Source organism: Euzebya sp. (assembly GCF_964222135.1).
GTDB lineage: Bacteria > Actinomycetota > Nitriliruptoria > Euzebyales > Euzebyaceae > Euzebya.
Window position 1 is genome coordinate 1 of sequence record NZ_CAXQBR010000070.1, and the last position, 23,568, is coordinate 23,568.

A 23,568-nucleotide genomic window follows, 5' to 3' on the forward strand; every position below is an offset into this window, starting at 1 on the left:
CGCGATCTGGGCGTCCTGACCCACGAACGCCCCCAACCCGTCATCGACCAGCACCGCCAGATCCGTCGGGTCGATCGCCCCCAGCACCTCATCCAGCTCGCTCAGCACGTCCTGCAGCTCGACCACCCGCTCGGGGTCGTCGACCACCTCGCCGTCGGCGATCGCCTCGCCCTCGTCGAAGGCTCCGTCGAAGCGGATCTCGACCTGCTTCTCGCCCAGCAGGGTCTTGCCCGTCACGGCGAAGACGGCGTCGCGGGGGATGCGGTACTGCGGCTCGAGGACGAGCTCGACGACGGCCTGGAGGTCGTCGCCCAGCCGGATCTCCCCGACCTCGCCCACGATCACGCCGCGGGCGACGACGTCCGAGCCGGAGATCAGCCCCTGGCCCGTCTCGCCCAACGTCACGGTGAAGCGGTACTGCTCGTCGAAGGCGCCCTGCGCGAAGCGCGTCCCGACGAACCCGACGGCCGCCAGGACGGCGGTGATCGCCAGGCCCGCGAGGGCGCGCAGCGCGGCAGAGCCAGCCATCAGGCGATTCTCACCGTGTTCCCGCCGCCGTAGAAGATGACGCTGAGGAGGAGGTTGAGCAGGACCACCCCGACCAGCGACACGCGGATGGCGCGGCCGACGGCGATGCCGACGCCGGCCGGGCCGCCGGTGGCGTTGTAGCCGTAGTAGCAGTGGACGAGCACGACGAAGATCGTGAAGACGACGGCCTTGACCAGGCTGTACAGCACGTCCTCGGTCGGCAGGAAGAGGTTGAAGTACTGGTCGTAGGCACCCGGTGAGACGTCGTAGTACTGGGTGACGATGATCTCCGACGCCGAGTAGCTGGTGAACAGCGCCAGAAGGTAGAGCGGGATGGCGAGGATGAGGGCCGCCCAGATCCTGGTGGACACCAGGTAGATGAGGGAGGGGACGCTCATCACCTCGAGGGCGTCGATCTCCTCGGATATGCGCATCGCGCCGAGCTCGGCGGTGAAGCCGGCCCCGATCTGCGCGGCCAGGGCGACGCCGGCGATGAGGGGGGTGATCTCACGGGTGTTGGCGAAGGACCCGACCAGGCCGACGTAGGCCTCCGCGCCGATCTGGTCGAGTGCGACGTACCCCTCCAACCCCACCGCGGTGCCGGTGAAGAACGCCAGCGACCCGATGACGAAGAACATGCCGCCGCCGAGGATGATCGCGCCGGCGCCGATGGCGACGTCGCTGATCAGCGCGAGGATGACCCCGCCGTACTTGAACGCGAGCGGCAGGCCCCGCAGGGACTCGAAGTAGAACGCGAACTGGTCGTAGAGGTTCTCGAACGGGCTGCCGAGGCGGCGTCCGACGCGGGCGATGGGGGCGGGGATGGCGGACACGCGCGTCAGACCTTCTGGGGGATGAGGTTGAAGTACATGGCCGTCAGCAGGAAGTTCTGGAAGAACAGCAGGATGAAGGTGATGACGACGGACGCCTGGACGGCGTCGCCGACGCCCTTCGGCCCGCCCTTCACCGTGAAGCCCTTGTAGCAGGCCACCGCTCCGGCGGTGAACCCGAAGAACACCGCCTTGGCGATCATCATCAGGAAGTCCGGCAGCTGGGCGAGGGCGGACAGCGAGCTGAAGTAGGCGCCGGTCGTGCCGCCCTGCACGGGGACCGCGAAGAACCAGCCGCCGAGGATGCCGGCCACCGCCACGATCGAGCAGAACAGCATCGAGCAGACGGTGGCGGCGATCAGCCGCGGGCCGATCAGCCGGTGCATCGGGTCGACGCCCATGACCTCCATCGCGTCGATCTCGTCGCGGATGCGGCGGCTGCCGATGTCGGCGGTCATCGCGCTGCCGCCGGCGCCGGCGATCAGCAGGGCGGTGGCGATCGGCGCCTGTTCGCGGACGGTGGCGAGCAGCAGGGCGGACCCGATCTGGCTCTCCGCGCCGAGCTGGCGGAAGAACGATCCGACGTGGAGGGCGATGATCATCCCGAACGGCACGGCGATCAGCACCAGCGGGATGGCCGAGACCTTGGTGATGAACCAGGCCTGGTCCTTGAACTCGCTGAACTGGAGGGGCCGGCGCCGCAACGACAGCACCCCGTCGAGCGCGATGGCGGTGATGCCACCGAGCTGGCCCAGGGTGTTGCGAACCTTGTCCATCACATCCGGCTCTCAGACTGCGGTCGTCGTCGGACACAACGACGGACCCGTTGCGGCGTCACGGTCGACTGCATGCGGTCGCAGGGCTCGGGGTCGGCGTCCGCGCGGCGGCGCCCTGGACTGCAGCACTTCGCTCGAGCCCTCCGGGGTCGCCTTCGTGGCTCGGCATCGTCAGAGCATAGGGTGTTGACTTCGTGAAGGTGAACATCCCGCAGCCGCCCGCCGCACCGCAGTCCGACCACGCTCGTAGGTCCGCGTCGGGGGGTGGCGCGTGACCGCCCCCGCGGGCCCGCTCGCCGGCGTCCGGGTCCTCGAGGTCCAGGGCATCGGCCCCGGACCGTTCGCCGCGATGGTGCTCGCCGACCTCGGCGCCGACGTGATCCGCATCGACCGGACCGCCGCCGGCGGGCTGACACTGGAGGGGCCGCCCGGGCAGGGCCACGACGTGATGGGCAGGTCGCGCCGCTCGGTCGCCGTCGACCTCAAGCAGGCCCGCGGCGTCGAGCTGGTCCTGCAGCTGGTCGCCACCGCGGACGTGCTCATCGAGGGCTTCCGCCCCGGCGTGGCCGAGCGCCTCGGCATCGGGCCGGACGCCTGCCACGCGGTCAACCCCGGCCTGGTGTACGGCCGCATGACCGGCTGGGGCCAGGACGGGCCGTGGGCGTCGATGGCGGGTCACGACCTCGACTACATCGCCCTGACCGGCGCGCTCGCCGGCATCGGCGACGCGGACGCGCCGCCACCGGTGCCCCTCAACCTCATCGGCGACTTCGGCGGCGGGGGGATGCTGCTGGTCGTCGGGGTGCTCGCGGCCCTCCAGCAGCGCCACGCGAGCGGGCGCGGTCAGGTCGTGGACGCCGCGATGGTGGACGGCTCGGCGCTGCTGATGGCGATGTTCAGCGGCATGGCGTCGATGGGCCTGTGGAACACCCGCGCCCGCCACGCGAACCTCCTCGACGGGGGCGCGCCGTTCTACTCGACGTACGCCTGCGCGGACGGCCACGTCGCGGTCGGGGCGCTCGAGCCGCAGTTCTACGCCGCGCTGCTCGACGGGCTGGACCTCGACGCCGAGGAGTGGCCGCAGTACGACATGGCCCGCTGGCCCGACCTGCGGGCGCGGCTGGCCGAGATCTTCGCCGGGGCGGACCGGGCGCACTGGGAGGCTGTGTTCAGCGGCACCGACGCCTGCGTCGCCCCGGTCCTGGCCCTGCACGAGGCGCCGGACCACCCGCACCTCGCCGCGCGCGGGACGTTCGTGGAGGTCGACGGGGTCGTCCAGCCCGCTCCCGCGCCCCGGTTCTCCGCCACCCCGTCCGGGCCGCCGTCGCCGCCGGTCGCCCGCGGGGCGCACACCGCGGAGGTGCTGGGCGAGCTGGGGCTCTCCGCCGAGGAGGTCGCCGCGCTCGAGGGCGCCGGAGTGGTCGTGGTGGGCGACCCGGGGTGACCGACCCCACCACCACCGCCGCAGCCGTCGAGGACCTCGACGCGATCCGCCGGCGCGTGGTGAACGTGGTCGGTCACGAGCTCCGCACCCCCGTCACGACCATCCACGGGCTGGCCCACGCCATCGCTGCCGCGGAGGACCTCGCGACGGTCACCGAGGAGCTCGGGCCTGCGCTGCTGCGCAACGCCGAGCGGCTGACCGCCCTGCTCGACGACCTGCTGATGGCGTCGGGCATCACGACGGCGGTCCCGGTCGGGGCCCCCGAGCCGGTGGCGGTCCACGAGCTGCTCGCCGAGCGGTGGGCCGCGATGGGCGACGGTGAGCTCGACGTGACCGGTCCGTCGGCCTCCGCGCTGGTCCCGCGGGCGGCGCTCGTCCGCGCGGTCGACCCGGTGGTGGCGAACGCCGCGCAGTACGGCAGCGGAGCGCCGCACGTCGAGGTGGCGGCAGCCGACGGGGAGGTGCGGATCGCGGTGCGCTCCCCCGGGCCGGCCCTGCACCCCGAGGAGGTGCGGTTGGCGACCGAGGCGTTCTTCCGCGGCGAGCGGGCCGTCACGACCCGGCCGGGCCTCGGCGTCGGCCTCGCGGTCGCCCGCACGGTGGCGGCCCAGATCGGCGGTCGGCTGTCGGTGGCGGCCGCGGACGACGGGTTGGTGACCACGATCGAGCTGCCGGCGGGTGAGGGTGGGTGAGCGGGGTGATCCGCGTCGTGGTCGCCGACGACGAGCCGGACCTCCGGTTGCTCGTCCGGCTGCAGCTTGGCCGCGTCGACGGCGTCGAGGTGGTCGGTGAGGCAGCGGACGGCGCCGAGGCGGTCGACGTCGCGGTCGCCGAGGCTGCCGACGTCGTGGTCATGGACCTGCTGATGCCCGGCACCAGCGGGTTCGACGGCATCGCCGCCCTGCTGGCCGACCACCCCGCGATCGGCGTCGTCGCCTACACGGCCGTCGCCGGCGACTTCGTCCGCGCCGAGATGGCCCGCCTCGACGTCGAGCTGGTCCTGAAGAGCGGCGACATCGCACCCCTCGTCGCGGCGATCGAGCGGACCGCCAGCCGGCGCTGAGCGGGATGGATTCGACATACTGGACGGTGTCTGACCGGGATGGATTCGACATCCACGCGCGACGTCGAGCACCCTCGAGTCAGTCCCGGTCCGTGCCGAACGGCGTCGTCTGGCGGGAACTGGCCCCACCCCGACGGCGCGGGACCTGACGGAGATGTCGATTCCATCCCGCGGGGGTGACCGAGACCCCTGGGTGGAGGGGTGGGGATGTCGATTCCATCCGCTCGGGGCGGTCGTGCGACCATGGCCGGCGATGGTCCCGTGGTCGACGCCCGTGGTTATGCGCGTCCTGGGCGCTCGCGCGCGCAGCGTCTGCGCCGTCGCGTTCGCGATCCTGGTGGTCCTCACCGCCTCGGCCGCCCCGGCTGACGCGCACGCCCAGCTGGAGGGCGGGTCGGTCTTCGACGGGCAGGTGCTCGACACCGCCCCGGAGGAGCTGGTGCTCGACTTCGACGAGCCGGTCGTGGCGGGCGGCGGGGGCCTGCGGGTGTTCGACCGGACCGGGGAGCGCGTCGACGTCGGCGGCACCACCCAGCGTGACGACGCCCCCGACCGGGTCCGGGTCGCGCTCGCCGAGGACCTCGACGACGGGACCTACGCGGTCACCTACCGGGTGACGTCCGCGGACGGCCACCCCCTCAGCGGCGCGTTCGTGTTCAGCGTCGGCAGCGAAGCCGCCGGCGCCGACGAGCTGCTCGGCCAGGTCTTCTCGAGCGAGGCCGATCGTCCCTGGGCCGTCACCGCCGCGGTGGCCCGCTGGCTGACCTACGCCGGCGCGCTCGTGGCCGCCGGTGCGCTGGCCGTGACCTGGTGGCTCGGACGGGCGGGGCTCGCGTCCGGCTCGTCCGGCACGGGCACCCCAGGCACCCCGGGCACCCCAGGCACCCCGGACACCCCGGAGGGGGAGGCGATCACGCGCTGGGCGGGTCGGGCGGCGTGGATCGCGATGGCCGGCACCGCGGTCGGGCTGGTGGCCCAGGTGGTGCTGGTGACCGGCGGGGGCCTCGGCGTCCTGGCGGACCTCGGTGCCCTGACCGCGACGGTCTCCTCCTTCGTCGGCCTCTCCGCGGCTGTGCGGGTCATCGGTCTGGCCGGGGTGCTGCTCGCCCTCCGCGTCCGGGACGTCACCTCTGCCACCGGTGCTGCCGCGGGGGCGGTCGCCGTCGGCTCGTTCCTCCTCGAGGGCCACACGCTCACGACCGGCCCGGCCGCGGTGGTGTGGGGCGGCACGGCGGTGCACCTCGCGGCGGCGGCGGCGTGGACCGGCGGGCTGGTCGTCCTCGCGATCGTGCTCCGCCACCGGCGGCGGGCCGACGACCCGGTCGGGGCCGGACGGGTGGTGGCGCGGACCTCCACCCTGCTGACCGCTGCCGTCCTCGCGGTGGTCCTGGCCGGCACGGCGGTCGCGTGGGCGGAGGTGCGGGCCGTGCGCGCCCTGGTCGGCGAGCCGTACGGCTGGGCCCTGCTCGCCAAGCTGGCGGCCGTCGCACCGCTGCTCGCGGTCGGCGCCTCCAACAACCGGCGCCTGGTGCCGACCCTCACCGCACGCCGCGCCGTGCGCCGCGGGGGCGAGCGGACCGGCGAGGCGGTCCAGGGCACCCCCGTGGCGGGCGGATCGGATGAGGTCGCCGACAGCGCCCGCGCGCGGGACGCGGCCTGGGGGCGCCTGCGCCGGACGGTCCTCGCCGAGGTGGTCCTCGTCGTCGTGGTCCTGGGCGTCACCGGCGTCCTCGTCGCCCTCCAGCCGGCGGCCGAGGCCGCGGGCATCACGGGGGCGTACTCCGAGACCGTCGTCGTCGACGGCCTCGGGCAGATGACCCTGACCGTGGACCCGAACCGCGCCGGGCGCAACGAGCTGCACCTGTACCTCCTCGACGACAGCGGCCGGCCCCTCGACCTCGAGGGTGCCGGTGACGCCGCCGCGGTGACCCTCAGCCTCCGACAGGCGGCGCTCGACATCGGCCCGCTGGTGCGGACCCCGCTGCGCGCCGGCCCGGGGCACTACGTGCTGGCCGGTCCCGAGCTGAGCGTCGCGGGCCGCTGGGAGGTGACCGCCGAGGTGGCGACCGGCCGCTTCGACGTCGCCTCCACCACCGTCGAGGTGGTGGTCAACCCATGAGCGCGAGCACGCGAGGGGTCGTGGGCGTTCTGCTCGCACTGGTCTGGGCGGTCGTCGGCGCCGCCCCCGCCGGTGCTCACGCGGTCATCCAACCGGCCAGCGCCCCGGCCGGCGAGCCGACGCGGTTCCAGGTGCTCATCCCGCACGGCTGCAGCGAGGGCGAGCCGCCGCCACCGCCCGGCGAGGAGATCCAGCCGACCCGGCTGGTCGCCGTCGAGATCCCCGACGGCGTGACGGTCACCGACGTCGAGCCCGCCGACGGGTTCACCGAGTCCCAGGGCGAGGGGGAGATCACGTGGTCGGGCGGATCCCTCGCCCACGGCGACGTCGGGACGTTCTTCTTCACCGCCACGCTGGAGGGTGGCGACGGCGACCTGGTCGTGCTCAACACCTACCAGGAGTGCACCGACGCCCTGGCCTACCGCTGGATCGGGGACGCGGACGCCGCGACGCCCGCGCCGGTCGTGGCCATCGGCACCGGCGCGCCCGCCGCCGGGGGGCACGACCAGCCCGGTGCCACCGACGAGCCGAGCTCCGAGGACCCCGCCCCCGCCCCCTCCCCCTCCCCCGAGCCGGCCGGAGGGGACGGGGGCCCCGGCATCCCCGTCGCGGTGGTCGCGGTCCTGGCGGGGTTGGGGGCGCTGGCCGGCGGCCTGGTCGTGCGGCGACGCCGTCGCGGGGACGACCGCTGAGCGTCGTCGACGGGATCATCCTCGCTCTCGCCGGGCTGTGGGCGGGGACGATCAACGCCGTCGTCGGCTCCGGGACGCTGATCACGTTCCCCACGCTGATCCTGCTCGGCTACCCGCCGGTGCTCGCGAACGTGTCGAACAACCTCGGGTTGGTCCCCGGCGGGGTCAGCGGCGTGGTCGGCTACCGCCGCGAGCTGACGGGCCAGGCGACCCGGCTGCGGTGGCTGGTGCCGGCGTCCCTCGGCGGATCCACCGTGGGGGCGATCGGGCTGCTGGTGCTGCCGGAGTCCGCCTTCGACGCGATCGTCCCGGTCCTGATCGTCCTGTCGCTCGTGGGGGTGATCGCCCAGCCGTGGCTGCGCGAGCGGCTGGCCGGCCGCGTCGGCGGGGGCGACGACGGGCGTCCCGGCGCGGCGCTCATCGCGGGCACGTTCCTCGCCGGCATCTACGGCGGCTACTTCGGCGCGGCGCAGGGCGTCCTGCTGATCGCCCTGCTCGGGATCCTCGCGACGGACCACCTCCAGCGGCTCAACGCGACGAAGAACGTCCTCGGCCTGGTCGTCAACGCCGTCGCGGCGGTCGTGTTCCTCCTCGCCGCCGAGATCGACTGGGCCGTCGTCGGGGTCATCGCCCTCGGGTCGACGGCCGGCGGGTTCATCGGCGCGTCGGTGGGCCGACGGCTCCCCCCGGCGCTGCTGCGCGCCGTGATCGTCGTCATCGGCACGATCGCGGTCATCCGCCTCCTGACCGGCTGATCCCGGGTGAGGGCCGGGCGTGGGGCCGGGCGAGGGCCGAACGGCCCCACGCGGGCGGGACCCTTGGCGTGTCCCGTCCGACCCGGCAGGCGGATGATCGACGGGTCGCACCTGACCGACCCAGAGGAACCCGAGATGAGCACCATGCGCGCCGCCGTCGTCCACGCCTTCGGACAGCCCCTCACGATCGAGGAGGTGCCCCGACCCACCCCGGGTCACGGCCAGGTCCTGGTGCAGATCGAGGCGTCCGGGGTCTGCCACACCGACCTGCACGCCCGCGACGGCGACTGGCCGGTCACGCCGACGCTGCCGTTCATCCCGGGCCACGAGGGGGTCGGCCGGATCGTCGAGATCGGGGAGGGGGTCGAGGGGATCGCGGTCGGCGACGCCGTCGGCATCCCGTGGCTGCACACCGCCTGCGGCGCCTGCGAGCACTGCGCGTCGGGCTGGGAGACGCTGTGCCCCCACCAGGAGATGACCGGCTACAGCGTCGACGGCGGCTTCGCCGAGTTCGTCCTGGCCGACCCCCGCTACGTCGGACGCATCCCCGCGGGGCTGGACCTGGCCGCCGCCGCGCCGATCCTCTGCGCCGGCGTCACGGTCTACAAGGGCCTGAAGGAGACCGAGGTGCGGCCGGGCCAGTGGGTGGCGGTCTCCGGCATCGGCGGGCTCGGCCACATGGCCGTCCAGTACGCGGTCGCCATGGGCATGCGCGTCGCGGCGGTCGACATCGCCGACGACAAGCTGGCCCTCGCGGAGAAGCTCGGTGCCGAGCTGACCGTCGACGCGCGGGCGCAGGACCCGGTCGAGGTCCTGGCCGACCAGGTCGGTGGCGCCCACGGGGTGCTGATCACGGCCGTCGGCACCACCGCCTTCGCCCAGGGGGTCGGGATGCTGCGGCGCGGGGGGACGATGGCCCTCGTCGGGCTCCCCCCGGGCGGATTCGAGCTGCCGATCTTCGACGTCGTCCTGTCCCGCAAGACGATCCGCGGATCCATCGTCGGGACCCGCGTCGACCTGGCGGAGGCGCTCGACTTCGCAGCCAGCGGGCTGGTCGCGGCGCACTTCACCACCGAGCGGCTCGAGGACGTCAACGACATCTTCGCCCGGATGGGGGCCGGTCAGATCGACGGGCGGATCGTCATGGCGCTCTGAGGCGCTGCGGCGCCCTTGAGGCCTCGGACCTCGAACCTCGAACCTCCGACCTCGCGACGAGCGCCGGCCTCACGCCGACCCGCCGGCGTGGGTGGCGGCCTCGTCGCGCTCCGGAGCGACGCGCGAGGAGGTCAGGCCACCGGTGCGGTAGCCGAGCAGCAGCTCGCGCCAGCTCAGCCGGTGCTCCTCGGTGCTGCGCTCGGGGAACCGGCTCGCGTCGGCCTGCCCGAAGTTCGTGAACGCGACCAGGACGACGCCGCCCGCGATGTTGCCCGCGGCCACCGCACCGAAGAAGGCGAACGCCTGCCCGACGGTCCCCTCCCCCTGGATCACGCCGTAGACGACCTCGCAGAACCCGGTGATGCAGTGGTACAGGTCGGCGACGGGGATCAGGATCATCGTGGCGTACACGACCAGGACCCGCCCGGCGCCCTCCCGCACCGCGTGGACGAGCCACACCATGCTCGCCACGACCCCTCCCGCCATGACCCCGCGGACGAAGAGGGTCTGGATGGGCTCCTCGAGGGCGTGGGCGGCGAGCTCCCGCGCTGCGAACTCGATCAGCGGGTCGAGGGCGTTCGGTGCGCTCATCAGCCACGCCGCCGCCCCCGCGCCGATCAGGTTCGCCACCACCACGATCCCCCACAACCGCAGGAGCGCCGGGAGGCTCGCCAGCCGTGTCAGCACCAGCGTGACGGGGGTGAGGGTGTTCTCGGTGAAGAGCTGGTAGCGCCCGAGCGCGACGAGGATGAAGCCGATCGGGTACAGCAGGTCGCCGGGCAGCTCGCCGATCGACTCGGTCGCCGAGCCGAGCGCGGCGCGGGCGAGGAAGGTCAGCCCGATCGAGAGGCCCGCCGCGATGCCGGAGAAGAAGAGCGGCCGCGGTCGGCGCTGGAACTCGTCGTCCGCGGTGGCCGCAACCCGCTGGAAGATGTCGTCGGCGCTGAGGATGTCCTCGACGGCCTCGCCACCCGAGGGCGCGCCGGAGGGCGAGCGCGGCTGCTCGTGGTCTGCGGACACGCCTCCCACCTGCCCGATCGCGGGACGTCCTACCCGTGCGGCGTGGCCGCCGGTCCTGACGAACCGGTGACGTCCGCCCGGCACCCGGCGCACGGGCTTGCCCACCCCCACCTGCCGGTCCTACCGTGCGAACCCCGATCGGGACGCACGACGGCGTCGAGGGGCAACCGCCATCCGCCGTCGGCTCCGCGTCCGGTCCGCCGTTCGAGACGACCCCTGGGAGGCGTCAGTCATCCGTCGCATCGCCCGCACCACCGCCATGACCGTCCTCGCCGTGCTCGCCGCGCTCCTGCCCGCGGCGTCCGCGGCACAGCCCGGTGGAGGGGAGGTGACCAGGACCGGCACGTCGTCCGATCCGATCCAGGCATCGATCCAGATGTCGCGGGACACCTTCGCCGACGGCGAGGCCACGCTCGTGATCATCGGCCGTGCCGACGACTTCGCCGACAACCTGGCCGGTGCGGCGCTGGCCGGGCTGGATGGCGACGGACCGGCCGGCCCGCTGCTGTTCACCGAGGGCGGGCCCGACGGCCGGCTGTCCCAGGCCACCTACGACGAGGCCGAGCGGGTCCTCGGCCCCCCACCGGGCTGCAGCGCCGGCGACGCGCCGCACGTCTACATCGTCGGCGGCACGGACGCGGTGTCGACGATCACCGGAGAGGGCTTCGCCGAGGGCGGGTGGTGCGTCGAGCGGCTGGCCGGCCCGACTCGGGTCGAGACCGCCATCGCCGTCGCCGAGGCCGTCGGCGGACCGTCCCCCGACCGCGTCCTGCTCGCCCGCCACGACGACTGGGCGGACTCCGCGACCGGCGGGGCGTACGCCGCCGCGACCGGCACCCCGATCCTGGTGACGCCCACGGGGCAGCTGACCCAGAGCGTGCACGACCACCTGGCGGCCCACACGCCAGCCGAGATCGTCCTGCTGGGCGGCGAGGCCGCGCTGTCGGCGACCGTCGAGGCCGAGGCTGCGGCGTACGCCCCGACGCGGCGCGTCGCCGGCGACACCCGCGACCTGACCGCCATCGCCATCGCCCGCGAGCTGTGGGGCGGGGGCTCGACCGACGCGTTGGACGGCGCCACGCTGGTCCCCGGGTTCGCACCCGGCGGGTGGGCCTACGCGCTGGCCGGCGCGATCCCCTCCGCCGCCCGCGGCTGGCCGGAGCTGTACACCCAGGCCGACGTGCTCACCACGACCACCGGTGATGTGCTCGCGGCCGCCGGGGTGGGCGGGGTGCTGCTGTGCGCACCGACGGCGCTGATCAGCGACCAGGTCGCCGCAGCGGCGGCCGAGGCGACCGGGGGTGCGGCACCCGGCGGCCCGGGCGGGACCCCGTTCGCGTACGCGGTGTGGGACGACGGCGTGCACCACGTCGACGCCAGCCGCGTGGACACGACCGTGTTCGAGGGGCCGGTGCGGGGGGACCTGAGCTGGTCGCCGGATGGGACGGAGCTGGCGGTGGCGGTGGCGGACGGCAGCGTCGACGGACCGGAGGCGTACGACACGGCCGGCGACATCGCGATCGTCGGGGTCGACGGGCAGGCGACGACCGACCTCCAGTCGACGCCGGGCTCCCAGGAGTTCACCCAGCCGGTGTGGTCCCCCGACGGCGACCGGCTGGCCGTCATCGCCGTCGAGGAGGACGGGACGGTCCTGTACGACCGCGCGATCGGGGGGCTGACCGTCGGGTCGTTGCATGCCCTGACCAGCCCGGCGGACGGCAACGCGTTCCTCGGCAGCCCGCAGGCCTGGAGCCGCGACGGCGGACGGATCGCGTTCACGCTCGACGGGGAGCTCGCCATCGTCGACCGGCGCTCGGGTGAGATCCTGCGGCTCGGCGAGCAGGCCGTCGACCCCGCGTTCAGCCCGGGCGGGCTGGCCGTCGCGTACACCTACGGCGACCAGGCCTACGTGATGGAGCTCGGCCAGGACCCCGCGTTCGCCCGCGCCCACCCGATCGGACCGATCAGCGGGCGACAGATCCAGTGGCTCGACGACGATCGGCTGCTCCTCGCCGGGGAGGACACCACGGACGGGACCCGCGCGGTCTGGGTGCTGCACCGCGACGGCGAGACCGCGCCGACGCTCCTGGCAGACGTCGGGGGGCCCGAGATCGGCGCGGACCTGGCGCCCGACGGGGGCGACCTCGGGATCACCTCCGGGGAGTCCGGCGCGGTGGTGGTCGATGCCACGGGTGAGTTCGCGTTCGGCACGGACGCACATGTGACCGGCCTCCGCTTCCAGCCGTCGCCCTGACCCCAGCGGTGGGCACGGCAGCCGCCTGCACTCGCCTGAGGTCCGTCACCTCCGTTGCGCCCACCGGAACAAACCCGACAGGCCTCGTGGCGTGGACCACCGGACCACGAGAGGTCCGTCACCTTCGTCGCGCCATCCGCAACGAACCCGACAGACCCCCCCGGGGCCGGGCCAGCCGGGGCCGGGCCAGCGCGGGGCAGACCAGCCCCCGCGGGGCGGGAGCGAACCTCGCGGGGTAGGTTGCCGCCACGCCGCACACCGGAGCCGACGAAGGAGAGAACGCCGTGGCCGTGACCATGACGATGGAGGAGCTGGCGGAGGTCGACGAGCTCGACCTCGGCGTCACCGACTGGGTCACCGTCGACCAGGACATGATCGACCTGTTCGCCGACGCGACGCGTGACCACCAGTGGATCCACGTCGACCACGAGAAGGCGACGGCCGGCCCGTTCGGCCAGACCATCGCGCACGGGTTCCTGACCGTGTCCCTCCTTCCGGAGCTCCTGTCGCAGCTGCTCGAGGTGCCCGACACGAAGATGGGCGTCAACTACGGCATGGACCGGCTGCGCCTGACCGCTCCCGTCCCCTCCGGCGCGAGCATCCGCGCCCGCGGGAAGGTCCTCGGGGTCGAGCGCAAGGGCGAGGGCCTGCTGGTCCGCACCGAGATGACGATCGAGATCGAGGGGCAGGAGAAGCCCGCGATGGTCGGCGTGTTCCTCACCCTGCGGTACTGAACCTGCGGTACTGATCCCCGCCGCCGGGCTCAGGTCGACGACCCGGCCTGGGCCTCCAGCTGGTCCACGGTCATCAGCACCGTCCGGGCCTTCGGGCCCTCCGAGGGCCCGACGACGCCCATCTCCTCGAGCTCGTCCATCAGACGCCCCGCCCGGGCGAAGCCGACCTTCAGCTTGCGCTGCAGCATCGACGTCGAGCCGAGGCCCGACCGGACCACCAGCTCCATCGCCGCCCGGGTCAGGTCCTCGTCGGATGCGTCGTCGCCCTGCACGTCGGCGAGGACGGCCTCCTGGCCCTCCTTCACCACGTTCTCAGCGTAGGTGACCTCGGCCTGGGCCTTGCAGTGGTCGACGATCTTCTCGATCTCGACCTCGTCGATGTAGCAGCCCTGCAGGCGGTGGGGCTTCGACGCGTTGGCCGGCATGTAGAGCATGTCGCCCATGCCGACGAGCTTCTCCGCGCCGTGCTGGTCGAGGATCGTCTTCGAGTCGTGCCCGGTCGCCATGCTCAGGGCGATCCGCGACGGCACGTTGGCCTTGATCAGCCCGGTGACGACGTTCACCGACGGGCGCTGGGTGGCGATGATCAGGTGGATGCCCACCGCCCGCGCCATCTGGGCGATCCGGACGATCGCGCCCTCGATGTCGCGGGGGGCGACCATCATCAGGTCGGCCAGCTCGTCGATCACGCAGAGGATGTAGGGCAGCGGCTCCTCGCCGGCCGGCCCCTCCTCCCCCATCACGCCGGCGACGGCCTCTGCCGCGGACTCCTCCGGGTCGGCGTCGAGCACGCCCCCCTGGTGGTCGACCAGCTCCCCCGCCGCCACGGCCTCGTTGAAGCGGTCGAGGTTGCGGAACCCGTAGCGGGCCAGCACGTCGTAGCGCCGCTCCATCTCCGCCACCACCCAGTCGAGGGCGTCCTTCGCCCGCTTGGGGTCGGTCACCACCCGGGTGAGGAGGTGAGGGACGTCCTCGTAGGTCATCATCTCGACCCGCTTCGGGTCGATCAGGATCATGCGGACGTCGTCAGGGGTGTTGCGCATGATGATCGACGTCACGATCGAGTTCATCACGACGCTCTTGCCGGACCCCGTCGCGCCGGCGATCAGCAGGTGGGGCATCTTCGCCAGGTTCACCGTGACCGGGCGGCCCGAGATGTCGACGCCGACGCCGGCGGTCAGCGGGTGGGTCTGCGCGGCGGCCTCCGGCGACCGGAGGATGTCGCCGAGGGTGATGTGGTCCCGCTCGGTGTTCGGCACCTCGATGCCGATGGCGACCTTGCCGGGGATCGGCGCGACGATGCGGATCTCCGGGGTGGCGAGGGTGTACGCGATGTCCTTCTCGAGCTTGGTGATGGCGTTGACCTTGACGCCGGTGCCGAGCTCGATCTCGAAGCGCGTCACCGTCGGGCCGCGCCGCACGGCGACGACGCGGGCGTCGACCCCGAACTCCTCGAGCATCCGCTCGAGCGCCGCGGTCATCTGCTCCATCGACTGGGTGTTCCCGCCGAGGGCCCGTCCGGAGCGCAGCAGGTCGAGGGAGGGGAGGGAGTACGTCACGTCCGGGTTCTGGACCAGCTTCCTGGCGGTCCCCCGCTCGATGGCGTGGGTGGCGACGATCTCCGGCGCGTCCGGTGCGGCGGGGTCCCCGGCCAGGTCGGCGCGCTCCGCGTCGTCCTCGGCGGTCCGTCCCTCCCCCGACCGGTCCAGCACCACGGTGTCCGAGCGCGCCGGGTCCACGCGGGTCCGGTCGTCCTCCTCGGCGTCGAGGGGGATGTCGAGCGCGGTGGCCGGGTCGAGGATCCGGTCTCCGTCGAGGTCGGCGCGGCGCTCGTCGGCGAAGTCCTCGACGTAGTCGGCCTCCGGCTGCCCCTCGAACCCCTCGTCGGCGGACCGGCGACGGCGGCGGGGCCGTGGCTCGTCGGTCACGAAGGTGGTCACGACGGCGTGGGCGGCGACGCGCAGCGGGGTCGCGGTCAGCACCAGCAGGCCCACGACCAGCAGCCCCATCAGCACGACGATCGCGCCCGGCAGGGCGGCGACGGTCGTCAGGGGGACGGCGATGACCACGCCGATCCAGCCGCTTGCGTCGTGCAGCGCCTCACGTCCCGAGGCGAAGTCCGGCGCGCCGGCGGCGAGGTGCCACAGCCCCATCACCGCCGCGAGCACCAGGGCGGAGCCGCCCACGATCCGCGGGTTGCGCGGCCGGGACTCCATCAGCAACAGGACCGCGCCCGCGGCGATCAGCACCGGGATGACCAGGCCGACGACGCCGAAGAGCCCGCGGAAGGCGTTGACGAGGACCACGCCGACCAGGCCGGCCGAGTCCTGCACCCACAGCCCGAGCCCGGAGAGGATCGCGACGACGATCAGGCCGATGCCCCAGATCTCGCGGATCCGCTCGGCGTCGAGCGCCGGCTCCGCAGGCGTGCCCCGCCCCCTCGACGACGTCGCCCTGCCCTTGGACGACGCGGTGCGCCCCTTCGACGAGGCCGCGCGCGACGACCCCCCGGACGACGTGCGTGCGGGGCGCTTGGCTGACTTGGCGGTCTTCGTCGGCACCTCGGGATCAGATCTCCATCAGGACGGGGACGACGACGGGCTTGCGGCCCAGCTGCTCCCGCCAGAAGCGGCTGAGGGACTCGTACACGGTGCGGCGGACGACGTCCTCGGAGCTGGCGCCGAGGGCGCGGACGTCCTCGCCCAGGCTCTGCGCCGCCTCGGTCAGGAGGTGGGCGTGCTCGGCCTCGTAGATCAGGCCCTGCTGCAGGATCTGGGGATCGCCGTCCAGGCGGGCCTTCGAGTCCAGGCGGAGGACGGCGATGCAGACGCCCTCTGAGCTCAGGCGCCCGCGGTCGCGCAGGACCGCGCTCCCGACGTCGCCGACCCCGAGGCCGTCGACGAAGGTGCGGCCGCTGTTGAACCCCTCCCCCTTGGTCAGCCGACCGTCGCGGAGGACGACCCGGTCGCCGTCGCTGCAGACGATCACCTGGTCGGGGGCGGTGCCGGTGGCGACGGCCAGCTGGGCGTGCGCCACGAGGTGGCGGTACTCGCCGTGGACCGGGACGACGCTCGAGGGGCGGATGATGTTGTGGAAGAACTTGAGCTCCTCCGCCGCGGCGTGGCCGCTGACGTGGACGGCCTCCTCGCGGCGGTGCACGACGCGGGCGCCCTGGCGGACCAGCCCGTTGATGGCCCGTGAGATGGCGGCCTCGTTGCCCGGGATCTGGCTCGACGCCATCACGACCGTGTCGCCCTCGACGAGCTTGACGTGCCGGTGGGCGCCGGCGGCCATCAGGCTGAGGGCGGCGTAGGGCTCGCCCTGGGAGCCGGTGCAGATCACCAGGACCCGACGCGGGTCGTAGCCGCTGGTCTCGGCGATGTCGATGATGTCGGCGTCGTCGTAGCGCAGGTAGCCGAGGTCGCGGGCGATCGGCATGTTGCGGACCATCGAGCGGCCGACGAAGCAGATCTTCCGCCCGAGGGCGGTCGCGGCGTCGATCGCCTGCTGCACCCGGTGGACGTGGCTCGCGAAGGTGGTCATCACCACGCGTCCCTCGGCCTGCTCGAACACCTTCTGCAGGCTGGTGCCGACGGTCATCTCGCTCGGTACGAACCCGGGGACGTCCGCGTTGGTCGAGTCGACCAGCAGCAGGTCGACGCCGTGGTCGCCCAACTGGGCGAGGTGCGGCAGGTCGGTGACCCGACCGTCGATCGGGGTCTGGTCGAGCCGGAAGTCGCCGGAGTGGAGGATCGTCCCGTGGGGGGTGTGGACCGCGACGGCCAGGCAGTCGGGGATCGAGTGGGTGACCTGGACGAACTCGAGCTCGAAGGGGTCGACTGACAGCTTCTCGCCCGGCTCCACCTCGATCATGGTGACGTCGGTGCCCGGGTGCTCGGTGAGCTTGGCCTCGAGCAGCCCGAGGGTCAGCTTGGAGGAGTAGACGCGCAGGCCGGGCAGGTCGCGCAGCAGGAAGGGCAGCGCGCCGATGTGGTCCTCGTGGCCGTGGGTCAGGACGACCGCGACGACCTCCGGCCCGCGCTCGAGCAGATCGGACCAGTCCGGCAGGATCAGGTCGATCCCGTGGTGCTCGGCGTCGGGGAACGTCACGCCCACGTCGACGAGGACGGCCCTGCCGTCGACCTCGATCGCGCACATGTTCGCGCCGATCTCGCCGAGCCCCCCGTAGAAGGACACGACCGCGGCGTCGGTCGGGAGCGTCATGCCGTCACCTCCTCGTCGGTGAGCAGGCCGACGCCGACCAGCGCCCGGCGGACCGCGGCCGCGGTGTCGTCGGCGACGTCGACCATCGGCAGCCGGAGCGCGCCGCCGGGGAGGTCGAGCATCGCCAGTGCCGCCTTGAGCGGGGCGGGGCTGGGTTCGGCGAACAGCACGGCGAAGATCTCGCCGAGCCGCCAGTGGATGGCCCGCGCCTCGGCGGGGTCGGTGGGGAACACCTCGATCATGCGGGCGAGGTCGTCGCCCACGAGGTGCGCGGCGACGCTGACCAGCCCGGCGCCGCCGACGGCCAGCAGCGGCAGGCAGTTCTTGTCGTCGCCGGAGAGGATCTGGAAGTCGGCCGGCGCGCGCGCGGCGAGCCAGGACGCCTTCGCCATGTCCCCCACCGCGTCCTTGACCGCGCAGATCGACTCCACGTCCTCGGCCAGGCCGAGGAGCGTCTCGGGCGCGATCTCGCACGCGGTCCGGGCGGGGATGTTGTAGAGCATCACCGGCAGGTCGACGGCGGCGGCGACGGCGCGGAAGTGGCGGTCCAGCCCGCGCTGGTTCGGCCGGTTGTAGTACGGGGTCACCAGCATGATCCCGTCCACGCCCACCTTCGCGGCGTGCTGGGTGCGGGTGATCGTCGAGGCGGTGTCGTAGGAGCCGGTCCCCGCGACCACGGCGGCCCGGTCCCCGACGGCCTCGGCGACCGCGCGGAACAGGTCGAGGGCCTCGTCGCCCGAGAGCGTCGGGGACTCGCCGGTCGTGCCGGCGACCACCAGCCCGCCGCTGCCGTGGTCGACGAGGTGCGCCGCCAGCGCCTGCGCGGCGGGCAGGTCGAGGCGGCCATCGCCGTCGAAGGGCGTGGCCATGGCCGTCATCAGCGCGGGAAAGGTCATGGTGCGTGGTGCTCCTGGTGCGCGAGTGTACCGGTGTGGCTCACGTGGCCATAGAGGTTCACGTGGCTGGTGTGACGTCTGCGGACTCGTCGAACCCCGGCGCGTCACGCGGTGCGAGCCGGAACCCGACGAGGAAGATCGATCCGCCGCTGGCCCGGGGCGTGTAGGTGATCTCGGCACCCATCGCGTCGACGAGCTCCTTGACGAGCGGCATCCCGACGCGGGGCGTGCCGCTCTCGTCGGGGGGGTCGAAGAGCCGCGCGACGACGCCTGACGGGACGCCCGGCCCGTCGTCGGTGACGATCAGGACGCCCTGGCCGCCCGACGTCCGACCCTCGATCCAGACGCGGGTGCCCGGCGGGGTGTGGTCGACGACGTTCTCGAGGAGGTTGTAGGCGATGCGCCGCGCCGACCGCCGGTCCCCGGCGACGCGGATCGTCGGCACGTCGACGGTGACCTCGTAGGCCGCGAGCGGCCCGGCGAGCGCCTGGAGGCAGTCGCTCACGACGCGGCTGAGCAGGACCGCCTCTGGTTTCGAGTCCCGCGCCTCGTCGAGGGCGCCGACGTCGACGAGCTGGCTGATCTCCCCCTCGAGCTGCGCGGTGCGCATCCGCAGCTGGGCGGCGAGGGACCGCCGGGTCTCGCCGTCGAGCGGGTCGTCGGAGTCCAGGGTGTCCGCGACGTCCTCGACCGCGTGGAGGGGGTCGAGCACGTCGGCGGCGACCTGCCGCACGAACGACCGCCGCCGCCGGGTGCGGCGCCGGACCTCGTCCGCTTCGGTGCCCGCGGCGGCGATGTTCTCCTGCAGCCGCGAGGCGTAGGTGCCGGTGAGGTAGCCGACGCTGATCAGCACGGCGGTCATGATCATGAGGACCACGACCCGGTCGCCCATGTCCTCCCGGTAGAGGATCTCGGGGGCGAAGAGCACCTGCTCGCTGACGAGCTGGAGCCAGGCGAGGACCACGGTGAAGGCGGTGAAGCCGGTGGCCGCGGTCGGGCCGAGGACGATCCCGGCGCTGACGATCGGGATGACGTACAGCGCGGCCGTGCCCGCGCCGGTGCCGCCCACGAACGCCGCGGCCCCGCCGAGCACGATCGCGTCGGCGACGAGGGACAGCGCGACGGCGGTCCGCGGGAACTGCAGGCAGCGGACGAAGTAGACGGTCGTGACCACGGCGAGGACCGGGATCCCGAGCAGCAGCGGCCAGGCGTCCAAGCCGTAGATCGAGCCGAGGATCGCGCAGGCCACGATGTAGGCGCCGCCGCCGACCGCGCGGACCACCCCGAAGCGGCGCAGCAGCGTCTCGTCGGGTGTGTACACCCGGGACGGGCCTCCCTCGCCGTGCTCGTGGTCCACGCCCGGCAGCGTACGCCTCACCCGTGACCTGTCAGCCGCGCGCACGGCGCCGGGCATCGAGCCGTCGCTCGGACTCGAGCCGCTCGAGCTCGCCGGTCGAGTGGTCGGCGAAGGTCATCGCGGCCGCGACGACCGGGTGGACCTCGGCGATGCGGTCGTGCATCCGCTGGCAGATCCACCGGTAGGAGGGGTGGCCCTGCGGTGTGGTCCGCAGCTCGATCACCTGCATCGCCGCGCGGGCGTTCAGCTGCATCGAGTACCGCATCCGCCAGCCGAACCCGACGGCGTACTGGGCCACGACCGGTCCGTGCGCGTCGAGCAGCGCCGCGTGCAGGGCGGCCTGGCGCTCCATGACCTCGTCGTAGCGGGCGGTCAGCCCGGCCTCGACGACCTCGGGCGGCACGTCGTAGCCGTGCCGGGGGGTGAGCAGCTGCCAGGTGATCGTCGCCATCCGGTGGCGCTGGAGGTCCCGGAACGCGCCGTAGTCGCTGACGACGTCGAAGCGGTACCACGGCCGCTCGAAGGCCCGTCCGGGCCGGTGGCGGCGGTTGGCGCGGTCCCCGACGTGGGCGGTGACGATCGTGTGCCGCTCCGCGGCGGGCAGGGCCGCGACCCGGTCGCGCAGCGCGACCTCGGACAGGTCGGTGTGCTCGGCGAGGATGCCGGTGACCAGGTCGACCTCGACGTCGGCGGGGCCGTGTGCGACCAGGTCCACGCTCGGCTCCGCCGCCGCGGTCAGCGCGTCGCCGGCGACCTCGGCGGCGGCGTCCCGGGCCGCGGTGCGGATGTCGCGCAGGTAGGCGGTCCACGCCTGCCCGCGGTCGGGCAGGTCGACGCGCGTGAGGAAGCTCGGGATGACCGCGCGGAGCTCGGTGAGCATCGCCGCGGCGGCGTCGCGGACCTCCGCGAGGTCGTGCCCGGCCATCCGGAGGAGCATGTTCTCGTACGCCTGGCCGCTCGCGAAGATGCCGACGTTCGACGTCGTCGCCGCGGGCAGCAGGCCGCGCAGGGAGTCGAGCGCCTTCGCGCGGATCGTGTTGCGGTAGGCGACGTCGGAGGTCGCCGCGTCCTGGGGGAAGCGCTCGCGAGCCCAGGCCTGGAGCGGCTCGATCATCGCCGCGTACCGCTCGAAGACGAGGTCGAGGTCGGCGACGTACCGCGCGGCGTGGGGGCCGGCCATGACCTCGGCCGGCCGGTGGTACCGGTAGCGGCCACCGGGCCGGTCGTCGTAGGGGATGTAGCGGGTCGACTGCTCGAGGTAGGCGGCCAGGCGTCCCCACTCGAGCTGCTTGGTCAGCAGGTTCGACGCGCCCTCCACCGCGAGGTGGGCACCGCCGAGCTGGGCGACGGAGTCGTCGCCGTACTGCAGGAACACCCGGTCGTAGAGCGCCGCGGCGCGCGACCCCTCGTCCGCGGCCGTGCCGGCGTCGCCGGTCAGCGCGTCGGCGAACTCGTCGAGCAGGAGGCGGCGGAGGGACTTCGGGGACCGCGAGTAGCGGGCGAACATGGCGCCCTTGACCACCTCGGGCAGGCCGACGAGGGCGAACACGGGCCCCTCGGTGGTGGAGACGTGCGGGGCCAGCAACCGCCGCTCGTCATCGGTCAGCTGCCCGTCGGTCGCCGTGCCGCTCACGGGACGCCCGCCGCTCACGGGAAGAGGATCGACTCGAGGCCGACGGTCAGCCCCGGACGGGTGGGGACGGCCTTGACCGCCATCCGGACGCCCGGCATGAACGAGGACCGGTCGAGGGAGTCGTGGCGGATCGTGAGGGTCTCGCCGGTGCCGCCGAAGACGACTTCTTGGTGAGCGACCAGGCCGGGCAGCCGGACGGCGTGGACGGGGATCTCGTGCTGGAGGTGCCCCCGCGCGGGGTTGCCATCGGGGCCGACGGGCGGCGGCGTCCCCTCCGCGGCGGCGGTGCCGGCGGGGGCGGCGGCCTGGGCGGCGGCGATCAGGTCGGCGGTGCGGAGCGCGGTGCCGGACGGCGCGTCGACCTTGCGGTCGTGGTGGCGCTCGATGATCTCGACGTGCGGCAGGTGCAGGGCCGCCTGCTGGGCGAAGGTCATCATCAGCACCGCGCCGAGGGCGAAGTTCGGCGCGACGAGGGCGTTGGCCGGACCGGTCAGCGCCTCGATCTCGGCCAGGTCGTCGTCGGTCAGGCCGGTGGTGCCCACGACGGCGTGCACCCCGGCCCTCAGGAGCCAGGTGACGTTCGCCTTCACCGAGTCGGGATGGGTGAAGTCGACGCACACGTCGGCGCCGGCGTCGAGGATGGCCTCTCGACTGTCCTCGGCGTCGAGGGCGGCGACCAGCTCGAGCTCGGGGTCGTCGGTGATGGCCCGGCAGGTCTCAGAGCCCATGCGGCCCTGCGCTCCGAGGACGGCGACGCGCAACATGTGCAGAACCCTAGCCCGCCCCTCAGACGACGCCGGCGAGGTCGGTCGCCTCGAGCGGTCCGACGACCGCCAGGGTCTGCGGGCCGCCGAGCAGCACCTCTGCGACCTCGGCGACGTCGGCGTGGGTGACCGCCTCGATGGCCGCCATGATCTCGTCGAGGCCGAGCAGGGGCACGCCGGTGGTCAGCGAGCGGCCGATCCGCGTCATCCGGCTGGACGTGTCCTCGAGGGCCATGAGCGTCGACCCGGCCAGGTAGCCCTTGGCGCGGACGAGCTCGTCGTCGTCGAGCCCACACTCGAGCACGCGGCGGATCTCCTCGCGGACCACCTCGACCACCTGCGCCGCGCGGGCCGGTGCCGTCCCGGCGTAGACGCCGAAGGTGCCGGTGTCGGCGTACGCGGAGGGGTAGGAGTAGACGCTGTACGCGAGCCCGCGCTTCTCGCGGACCTCCTGGAACAGGCGGCTGGCCATGCCGCCGCCGAGGGCTTGGTTGAGCACGGCCATCGCCCAGCGGCGGTCGTCGCCGCGGGACAGCCCGCTGCCGCCCAGGATCAGGTGGGCCTGCTCGGTCGGCCGGGTGCGGACGCGCAGGGGCGTCCGGGGCGCCGTGGGGGCGCCGCCACCGTCGCTCGGGGGGGTGCCCACGGCCTCGTAGCCGCCGATCGCGTCCCCGACCAGCGCGACCAGCTCGTCGTGGTCGAGGTTGCCCGCGGCGCTGACGGTGATCACGTCGGCGGTGTAGCGCTCGCGCCACCAGCCGGTGACCTGGTCGCGGGTCATCGCCGTCATCGACTCGGTGGTGCCGAGCACCTCGCGACCCAGGGGGTGGTCGCCGAAGAACGCCTCGGCGAACTCGGCGTGCACCAGATCCGAGGGGTCGTCGAGGTGCATGCGCAGCTCTTCGAGGACCACGTCGCGCTCGTTCTCGACCTCGTCCTCGACGATCGTCGAGGAGGTCAGCATGTCGCCCAGCACGTCGATGGCCAGGCCGAGGTCCCGATCGAGGCAGCGCGCGTAGTAGGCGGTGTACTCCTTGGCGGTGAACGCGTTCATGTCACCGCCGACGGCGTCCATCACCTGGGCGATCTCGAGCGCGCTGCGGGTCTCGGTGCCCTTGAACAGCAGGTGCTCGAGGAAGTGCGTCGCACCTTCGAGCGGGCTGGTCTCGTCCCGCGAGCCCACCCCGACCCAGAAGCCCACGCTGACGCTGCGGACGCCGGGGAGGTGCTCGCTGGCCACGCGGATGCCGTTGGGCAGCGTGGACAGGCGGATGCCGTCGGGGAGTGCGGGCTGGTCGTGCATCAGACCTCGGAGGGTGGGGGC

Annotated in this window: 20 protein-coding genes; 9 read left to right on the forward strand and 11 right to left on the reverse strand. The window is 73.5% G+C overall.

The window, feature by feature from the left end; genetic code table 11:
- The 3 genes from ACEQ2X_RS15555 to ACEQ2X_RS15565 form a co-directional block, all read right to left on the reverse strand.
- The coding region (locus ACEQ2X_RS15555; protein ID WP_370326745.1) for an MlaD family protein at nucleotides 1–528 on the reverse strand (528 nt) is incomplete at its 3' end.
- Complete coding sequence (locus tag ACEQ2X_RS15560; protein ID WP_370326746.1) at nucleotides 528–1,361, reverse strand: MlaE family ABC transporter permease; 834 nt, start codon at nucleotides 1,359–1,361, stop codon at nucleotides 528–530. The genes ACEQ2X_RS15555 and ACEQ2X_RS15560, both read right to left, overlap by 1 nt.
- Before the next feature lie 5 nt (nucleotides 1,362–1,366).
- The gene (locus ACEQ2X_RS15565) at nucleotides 1,367–2,134 is read right to left on the reverse strand and encodes an MlaE family ABC transporter permease (protein WP_370326747.1); all 768 of its coding nucleotides are present in this window, start codon (nucleotides 2,132–2,134) and stop codon (nucleotides 1,367–1,369) included.
- Nucleotides 2,135–2,405: 271 nt separating this feature from the next.
- On the opposite strand from ACEQ2X_RS15565, the gene ACEQ2X_RS15570 reads away from it, so the two are divergent.
- The 7 genes from ACEQ2X_RS15570 (at nucleotide 2,406) to ACEQ2X_RS15600 (ending at nucleotide 9,362) form a co-directional block, all read left to right on the forward strand.
- A complete protein-coding gene (locus ACEQ2X_RS15570) occupies nucleotides 2,406–3,578 on the forward strand; it encodes a CaiB/BaiF CoA transferase family protein (protein WP_370326748.1) in 1,173 nt (390 codons plus the stop codon).
- Nucleotides 3,575–4,270, forward strand: a complete 696-nt coding sequence (locus ACEQ2X_RS15575; RefSeq protein WP_370326749.1) for a sensor histidine kinase — start codon at nucleotides 3,575–3,577, stop codon at nucleotides 4,268–4,270. The genes ACEQ2X_RS15570 and ACEQ2X_RS15575 overlap by 4 nt, the downstream gene beginning before the upstream one ends.
- Nucleotides 4,267–4,641 (forward strand): response regulator, encoded by a 375-nt coding sequence (locus ACEQ2X_RS15580; RefSeq protein WP_370326750.1) that lies wholly within the window; start codon nucleotides 4,267–4,269, stop codon nucleotides 4,639–4,641. The genes ACEQ2X_RS15575 and ACEQ2X_RS15580 overlap by 4 nt, the downstream gene beginning before the upstream one ends.
- A gap of 280 nt (nucleotides 4,642–4,921) precedes the next feature.
- Entirely contained in the window at nucleotides 4,922–6,760 is a 1,839-nt protein-coding gene (locus ACEQ2X_RS15585) for a copper resistance protein CopC (protein ID WP_370326762.1), read from the forward strand.
- A complete protein-coding gene (locus ACEQ2X_RS15590) occupies nucleotides 6,757–7,452 on the forward strand; it encodes a hypothetical protein (protein WP_370326751.1) in 696 nt (231 codons plus the stop codon). Before ACEQ2X_RS15585 ends, ACEQ2X_RS15590 begins: the two co-directional genes overlap by 4 nt.
- Entirely contained in the window at nucleotides 7,449–8,207 is a 759-nt protein-coding gene (locus tag ACEQ2X_RS15595; RefSeq protein WP_370326763.1) for a sulfite exporter TauE/SafE family protein, read from the forward strand. Before ACEQ2X_RS15590 ends, ACEQ2X_RS15595 begins: the two co-directional genes overlap by 4 nt.
- Before the next feature lie 135 nt (nucleotides 8,208–8,342).
- Entirely contained in the window at nucleotides 8,343–9,362 is a 1,020-nt protein-coding gene (locus ACEQ2X_RS15600) for a zinc-dependent alcohol dehydrogenase (RefSeq protein WP_370326752.1), read from the forward strand.
- Nucleotides 9,363–9,431: 69 nt separating this feature from the next.
- Here the strand turns inward: ACEQ2X_RS15600 and ACEQ2X_RS15605 are convergent, their stop codons facing one another.
- Nucleotides 9,432–10,382, reverse strand: a complete 951-nt coding sequence (locus ACEQ2X_RS15605; protein ID WP_370326753.1) for a formate/nitrite transporter family protein — start codon at nucleotides 10,380–10,382, stop codon at nucleotides 9,432–9,434.
- Nucleotides 10,383–10,641: 259 nt separating this feature from the next.
- Here ACEQ2X_RS15605 and ACEQ2X_RS15610 point away from each other — a divergent pair, with 259 nt between their 5' ends.
- Both ACEQ2X_RS15610 and ACEQ2X_RS15615 read left to right on the forward strand, forming a co-directional pair.
- Nucleotides 10,642–12,636: a cell wall-binding repeat-containing protein gene (locus ACEQ2X_RS15610; RefSeq protein ID WP_370326754.1), complete on the forward strand. Its 1,995-nt coding sequence runs from the start codon at nucleotides 10,642–10,644 to the stop codon at nucleotides 12,634–12,636.
- Between the two features lie 296 nt (nucleotides 12,637–12,932).
- Complete coding sequence (locus tag ACEQ2X_RS15615) at nucleotides 12,933–13,370, forward strand: MaoC family dehydratase (protein WP_370326764.1); 438 nt, start codon at nucleotides 12,933–12,935, stop codon at nucleotides 13,368–13,370.
- A gap of 29 nt (nucleotides 13,371–13,399) precedes the next feature.
- Here the strand turns inward: ACEQ2X_RS15615 and ACEQ2X_RS15620 are convergent, their stop codons facing one another.
- The 7 genes from ACEQ2X_RS15620 to ACEQ2X_RS15650 form a co-directional block, all read right to left on the reverse strand.
- Nucleotides 13,400–15,931, reverse strand: a complete 2,532-nt coding sequence (locus ACEQ2X_RS15620; protein ID WP_370326755.1) for a DNA translocase FtsK — start codon at nucleotides 15,929–15,931, stop codon at nucleotides 13,400–13,402.
- Nucleotides 15,932–15,938: 7 nt separating this feature from the next.
- Nucleotides 15,939–17,594 carry a ribonuclease J gene (locus tag ACEQ2X_RS15625; RefSeq protein ID WP_370326756.1) on the reverse strand — a complete coding sequence of 552 codons (1,656 nt, stop codon included), beginning with the start codon at nucleotides 17,592–17,594 and terminating at the stop codon, nucleotides 15,939–15,941.
- On the reverse strand, nucleotides 17,591–18,490 hold the full coding sequence (gene dapA / locus ACEQ2X_RS15630) for a 4-hydroxy-tetrahydrodipicolinate synthase (RefSeq protein ID WP_370326757.1): 900 nt from the start codon (nucleotides 18,488–18,490) through the stop codon (nucleotides 17,591–17,593). The genes ACEQ2X_RS15625 and dapA overlap by 4 nt, the downstream gene beginning before the upstream one ends.
- Nucleotides 18,491–18,548: 58 nt before the next feature.
- Nucleotides 18,549–19,847: a sensor histidine kinase gene (locus ACEQ2X_RS15635; protein ID WP_370326758.1), complete on the reverse strand. Its 1,299-nt coding sequence runs from the start codon at nucleotides 19,845–19,847 to the stop codon at nucleotides 18,549–18,551.
- Between the two features lie 31 nt (nucleotides 19,848–19,878).
- A complete protein-coding gene (locus ACEQ2X_RS15640; RefSeq protein ID WP_370326759.1) occupies nucleotides 19,879–21,498 on the reverse strand; it encodes an FAD-dependent thymidylate synthase in 1,620 nt (539 codons plus the stop codon).
- On the reverse strand, nucleotides 21,495–22,244 hold the full coding sequence (gene dapB / locus ACEQ2X_RS15645) for a 4-hydroxy-tetrahydrodipicolinate reductase (RefSeq protein WP_370326760.1): 750 nt from the start codon (nucleotides 22,242–22,244) through the stop codon (nucleotides 21,495–21,497). The genes ACEQ2X_RS15640 and dapB overlap by 4 nt, the downstream gene beginning before the upstream one ends.
- Before the next feature lie 22 nt (nucleotides 22,245–22,266).
- A partial coding sequence (locus ACEQ2X_RS15650; RefSeq protein ID WP_370326761.1) for a M16 family metallopeptidase occupies nucleotides 22,267–23,568 on the reverse strand: 1,302 nt, incomplete at its 5' end.

What these genes read in the sequence shown, in the direction of transcription:
- ACEQ2X_RS15565 (WP_370326747.1), bottom strand. Translation starts at nt 2,134, where the DNA reads ATGGACAAGGTTCGCAACACCCTGGGCCAGCTCGGTGGCATCACCGCC.
- ACEQ2X_RS15585 (WP_370326762.1), top strand. Translation starts at nt 4,922, where the DNA reads ATGCGCGTCCTGGGCGCTCGCGCGCGCAGCGTCTGCGCCGTCGCGTTC.
- ACEQ2X_RS15590 (WP_370326751.1), top strand. Translation starts at nt 6,757, where the DNA reads ATGAGCGCGAGCACGCGAGGGGTCGTGGGCGTTCTGCTCGCACTGGTC.
- ACEQ2X_RS15600 (WP_370326752.1), top strand. Translation starts at nt 8,343, where the DNA reads ATGAGCACCATGCGCGCCGCCGTCGTCCACGCCTTCGGACAGCCCCTC.
- ACEQ2X_RS15610 (WP_370326754.1), top strand. Translation starts at nt 10,642, where the DNA reads ATGACCGTCCTCGCCGTGCTCGCCGCGCTCCTGCCCGCGGCGTCCGCG.
- ACEQ2X_RS15615 (WP_370326764.1), top strand. Translation starts at nt 12,933, where the DNA reads ATGACGATGGAGGAGCTGGCGGAGGTCGACGAGCTCGACCTCGGCGTC.
- ACEQ2X_RS15625 (WP_370326756.1), bottom strand. Translation starts at nt 17,594, where the DNA reads ATGACGCTCCCGACCGACGCCGCGGTCGTGTCCTTCTACGGGGGGCTC.
- dapA (WP_370326757.1), bottom strand. Translation starts at nt 18,490, where the DNA reads ATGACCTTTCCCGCGCTGATGACGGCCATGGCCACGCCCTTCGACGGC.
- dapB (WP_370326760.1), bottom strand. Translation starts at nt 22,244, where the DNA reads ATGTTGCGCGTCGCCGTCCTCGGAGCGCAGGGCCGCATGGGCTCTGAG.